Annotated in this window: 5 protein-coding genes; 2 read left to right on the top strand and 3 right to left on the bottom strand. The window is 39.9% G+C overall.

Annotated features, from left to right (window positions below):
* Nucleotides 1-113 precede the first annotated feature (113 nt).
* Genes BFU02S_RS17775 through BFU02S_RS15195 form a run of 3 tightly spaced genes read right to left on the bottom strand, consistent with a single transcriptional unit; the run spans nt 114 to nt 1,187 of the window.
* Entirely contained in the window at nt 114-266 is a 153-nt protein-coding gene (locus BFU02S_RS17775) for a stage II sporulation protein P (protein WP_157075962.1), read from the bottom strand.
* A gap of 7 nt (nt 267-273) precedes the next feature.
* Nucleotides 274-474: a YdiK family protein gene (locus tag BFU02S_RS15200; RefSeq protein WP_066372462.1), complete on the bottom strand. Its 201-nt coding sequence runs from the start codon at nt 472-474 to the stop codon at nt 274-276.
* On the bottom strand, nt 471-1,187 hold the full coding sequence (locus BFU02S_RS15195; RefSeq protein WP_066372460.1) for a CPBP family intramembrane glutamic endopeptidase: 717 nt from the start codon (nt 1,185-1,187) through the stop codon (nt 471-473). Before BFU02S_RS15195 ends, BFU02S_RS15200 begins: the two co-directional genes overlap by 4 nt.
* Before the next feature lie 275 nt (nt 1,188-1,462).
* On the opposite strand from BFU02S_RS15195, the gene groES reads away from it, so the two are divergent.
* Nucleotides 1,463-1,750, top strand: coding sequence for a co-chaperone GroES (groES, locus tag BFU02S_RS15190; protein ID WP_066372458.1), 288 nt, complete (start codon nt 1,463-1,465; stop codon nt 1,748-1,750).
* A gap of 52 nt (nt 1,751-1,802) precedes the next feature.
* On the top strand, nt 1,803-3,425 hold the full coding sequence (gene groL, locus BFU02S_RS15185) for a chaperonin GroEL (RefSeq protein ID WP_066372456.1): 1,623 nt from the start codon (nt 1,803-1,805) through the stop codon (nt 3,423-3,425).
* The last annotated feature ends 169 nt before the right edge of the window (nt 3,426-3,594 follow it).

Below are 3,594 nucleotides of genomic sequence, written 5' to 3'. Positions count from 1 at the left end.
CCCCTAAATACTTACCCATTGCCATTTACCTCTTTTGTATCATTGGAATTCCAATAATAATTTGCAGAACATTTGAGGGTGCATCAACTGTCCGATAAAGTTCATCTAAATTATTATCTACGCATGCCAATTTCCTCCAGCATGGCTTTATTCGAAATATCTTGATTGTAAATACCATTCCCTACGCTGTAAGTTTTTAGAAATACCACTCGACTAATGCACGGATACTTAGTTTCTAACTCACTGTTTAATTTTTTTTTACGAATGCTCTCTCTACCTTTTCATTTTATCGCGATATTTCATATAAAAGGCAAACATTTTAATACCGGAACCGATATCGACGGTCGCCAAAATAATCAGGAGAAAGCTGAAGAACCCCCAGCCGTTTGTTTGCACAGTATTGACGGCGAAATAGGTAAATAATCCCCCCAGTAAGAGGTAGATAAAACCGGATAACAATGGTGAACGTCTCATGAGAAAAATCCTCCGATAAATCCTGAGACCTTCTCCGCATTTCGCATCATACGTTCAAGATCGCTGCGGAACACAGATTGGACTAAAACAACCAATGTATTCATTGAGACATGTGCGAAGATAGGAACGATAATCCTCTTTGTTTTTACATATAAAAAGGCAAAAGTAAAACCCATTGCCGCATAAAGCAGAATATGCATTGGCTCCATATGGGCCAAGGCAAAAATAACCGAGCTCACCAAGGCCGAAATGACGAAATTGAAACGCTTATAAAGCGTTCCAAAAATAATTTTCCGGAACACAATTTCCTCTAAAATCGGTCCTGCAATACTAGTGACAACTACCGCTAACGGGAACGTATTGATAATTTTGATAATCTCTTTCGTATTATTGGATCCTGCAGGAATGCCTAAAAAGTGTTCAATAATCGCAGCGAAATACTGGGCAAATAACGCCAAAAAGAAGCCGGAAATGGCCCACTTAACCGAGTAACCGAAAGAGCTGCCCCTATCATTCATACCCCAGTTGCCAATTTCCTTACGCAAAATGAAAAGAATGATGATAAGGGCTCCGATAAAACTAATGATCAGCCAGACAGGAATCGCTAAATTTTTATCCATATGCAATCCAAATACCAGCAGGGGAATTCCAATCAAACTGGAAAACTGCATCAAGATGTAAACAATTAAGATCCACCAATATTCCTTTTTCAATCGAAAATCTCCTTATATTCGAATATAGTTCAACTATTATTCATTCTACCTTTAAATGCTGTTTTGTTTCAATTTTTTCAAAAGGATGTATAGAATTAACTGATTTTCGCATACTTTATAAGGTTGAAAAGAAATCTGAATTCTTTTTTAAAAAGTTTGGGTTTGATACTTGCAAAAGATTTTCAGATTCATTATTATAATAATTGTGTTAGCACTCAAAGTCATCGAGTGCTAATAATGATCGAAAACATATATAATTTGAGGAGGTTGTTTGAATGTTAAGACCATTAGGTGATCGCATCATCATCGAATTAGTTGAATCAGAAGAAAAAACTGCAAGCGGTATTGTATTACCGGATACAGCTAAAGAAAAACCTCAAGAAGGAAAAGTTGTAGCTGTAGGTAATGGCCGCGTTCTAGAAAATGGAGAACGCGTGGCACTTGATGTTGCTGTAGGCGATCGCATTATCTTCTCAAAATACGCTGGAACTGAGGTTAAATACCAAGGAACCGAATACTTAATTTTACGTGAAAGTGATATCCTTGCCGTTATTGGGGAATAACGTTAACTCTTAAAAAACAATAGTCTCTAAATTATGAGGAGGTTTTTGAACAATGGCTAAAGAAATTAAATTTAGTGAAGACGCTCGCCGCGCTATGCTTCGTGGTGTTGATACACTTGCAAATGCTGTAAAAGTAACTCTTGGACCAAAAGGACGCAACGTGGTTCTTGAGAAAAAATTTGGCTCACCTTTAATCACTAATGATGGTGTAACCATCGCAAAAGAAATCGAACTTGAAGATGCATTCGAAAACATGGGTGCTAAGCTTGTTGCTGAAGTAGCAAGCAAAACAAATGATGTTGCTGGTGACGGTACGACTACTGCAACTGTTCTTGCACAAGCTATGATCCGTGAAGGCTTAAAGAACGTTACTGCTGGTGCGAACCCAATGGGCATCCGCAAAGGTATTGAAAAAGCTGTTGCAACTGCAGTAGAAGGTTTAAAAGAAATCTCTAAACCAATCGAAGGCAAATCTTCTATCGCTCAAGTAGCTGCAATTTCTGCTGCTGATGAAGAAGTTGGCCAATTGATTGCAGAAGCAATGGAACGCGTTGGCAACGATGGCGTTATCACAATCGAAGAGTCTAAAGGCTTCACAACTGAATTGGATGTAGTAGAAGGTATGCAATTTGACCGCGGATACGCTTCTCCATACATGGTAACCAATACAGACAAAATGGAAGCTGTTCTTGAAAATCCATATATCTTAATCACTGATAAGAAAATTTCTAGCATTCAAGAAATCCTTCCTGTTCTTGAGCAAGTAGTACAACAAGGCAAACCATTATTAATCATTGCAGAAGATGTTGAAGGTGAAGCACTTGCTACATTAGTAGTAAACAAACTTCGCGGTACTTTCAATGCTGTGGCTGTTAAAGCTCCTGGCTTCGGCGACCGTCGCAAAGCAATGCTTGAAGATATCGCTGCATTAACTGGCGGTGAAGTGATCACAGAAGATCTTGGTCGTGACCTTAAATCTGCAACTGTTTCTCAATTAGGACGCGCTGGCAAAGTTGTTGTAACGAAAGAAAATACGACCATCGTTGAAGGTGCCGGATCTACTGAAGATATCCAAGCACGCGTAAATCAAATCCGCGTTCAATTAGAAGAAACTACTTCTGAATTTGACCGCGAAAAATTACAAGAACGCTTAGCAAAACTTGCTGGCGGCGTAGCAGTGATCAAAGTTGGTGCTGCAACTGAAACAGAACTAAAAGAGCGCAAACTTCGCATCGAAGACGCATTGAACTCTACTCGCGCAGCTGTTGAAGAAGGTATCGTATCCGGCGGTGGCGTTGCCCTTCTTAACGTCTACAAAAAAGTTGCTGAACTTCAAGCAGAAGGCGACGAGCAAACTGGTATCAACATCGTTCTACGTGCCATCGAAGAGCCAGTTCGCACAATCGCAACCAACGCTGGTCTAGAAGGATCTGTTATCGTTGAGCGCTTGAAAAATGAAGAAGTTGGCGTAGGCTTCAACGCTGCTAACGGCACTTGGGTGAACATGATCGAAGCTGGTATCGTTGACCCAACTAAAGTTACGCGTTCAGCTCTTCAAAACGCAGCATCTGTTGCCGCTATGTTCTTAACAACAGAAGCAGTAGTTGCTGACAAACCAGAAGAAAACAAAGGTCCAGCAATGCCTGACATGGGCGGAATGGGCGGAATGATGTAATAAGGGGTTTAAAACCTGATTACTTCAATGGTTTAAGCATCCATGTTATCCCAAGAGTAACAAAAGGGTAACATGGGTAACAAAAAAATTAGAGGCTTTCCATGAGTTGAGCAAACTTGTGGGAAGCCTCTTTTTTCATCGTTTAGGAATTTATAAATTTCGTAAGCGT

Origin of the sequence: Neobacillus fumarioli NBRC 102428, from assembly GCF_001591485.1 — a bacterium.
In the GTDB taxonomy this organism is placed as follows: domain Bacteria; phylum Bacillota; class Bacilli; order Bacillales; family Cytobacillaceae; genus Neobacillus; species Neobacillus fumarioli.
This window is presented reverse-complemented; position numbering and strand designations above follow the sequence as displayed.

Coding starts and splice junctions, on each gene's coding strand:
- BFU02S_RS15200 (WP_066372462.1), bottom strand. CDS start 474: ATGAGACGTTCACCATTGTTATCCGGTTTTATCTACCTCTTACTGGGG.
- groES (WP_066372458.1), top strand. CDS start 1,463: ATGTTAAGACCATTAGGTGATCGCATCATCATCGAATTAGTTGAATCA.
- groL (WP_066372456.1), top strand. CDS start 1,803: ATGGCTAAAGAAATTAAATTTAGTGAAGACGCTCGCCGCGCTATGCTT.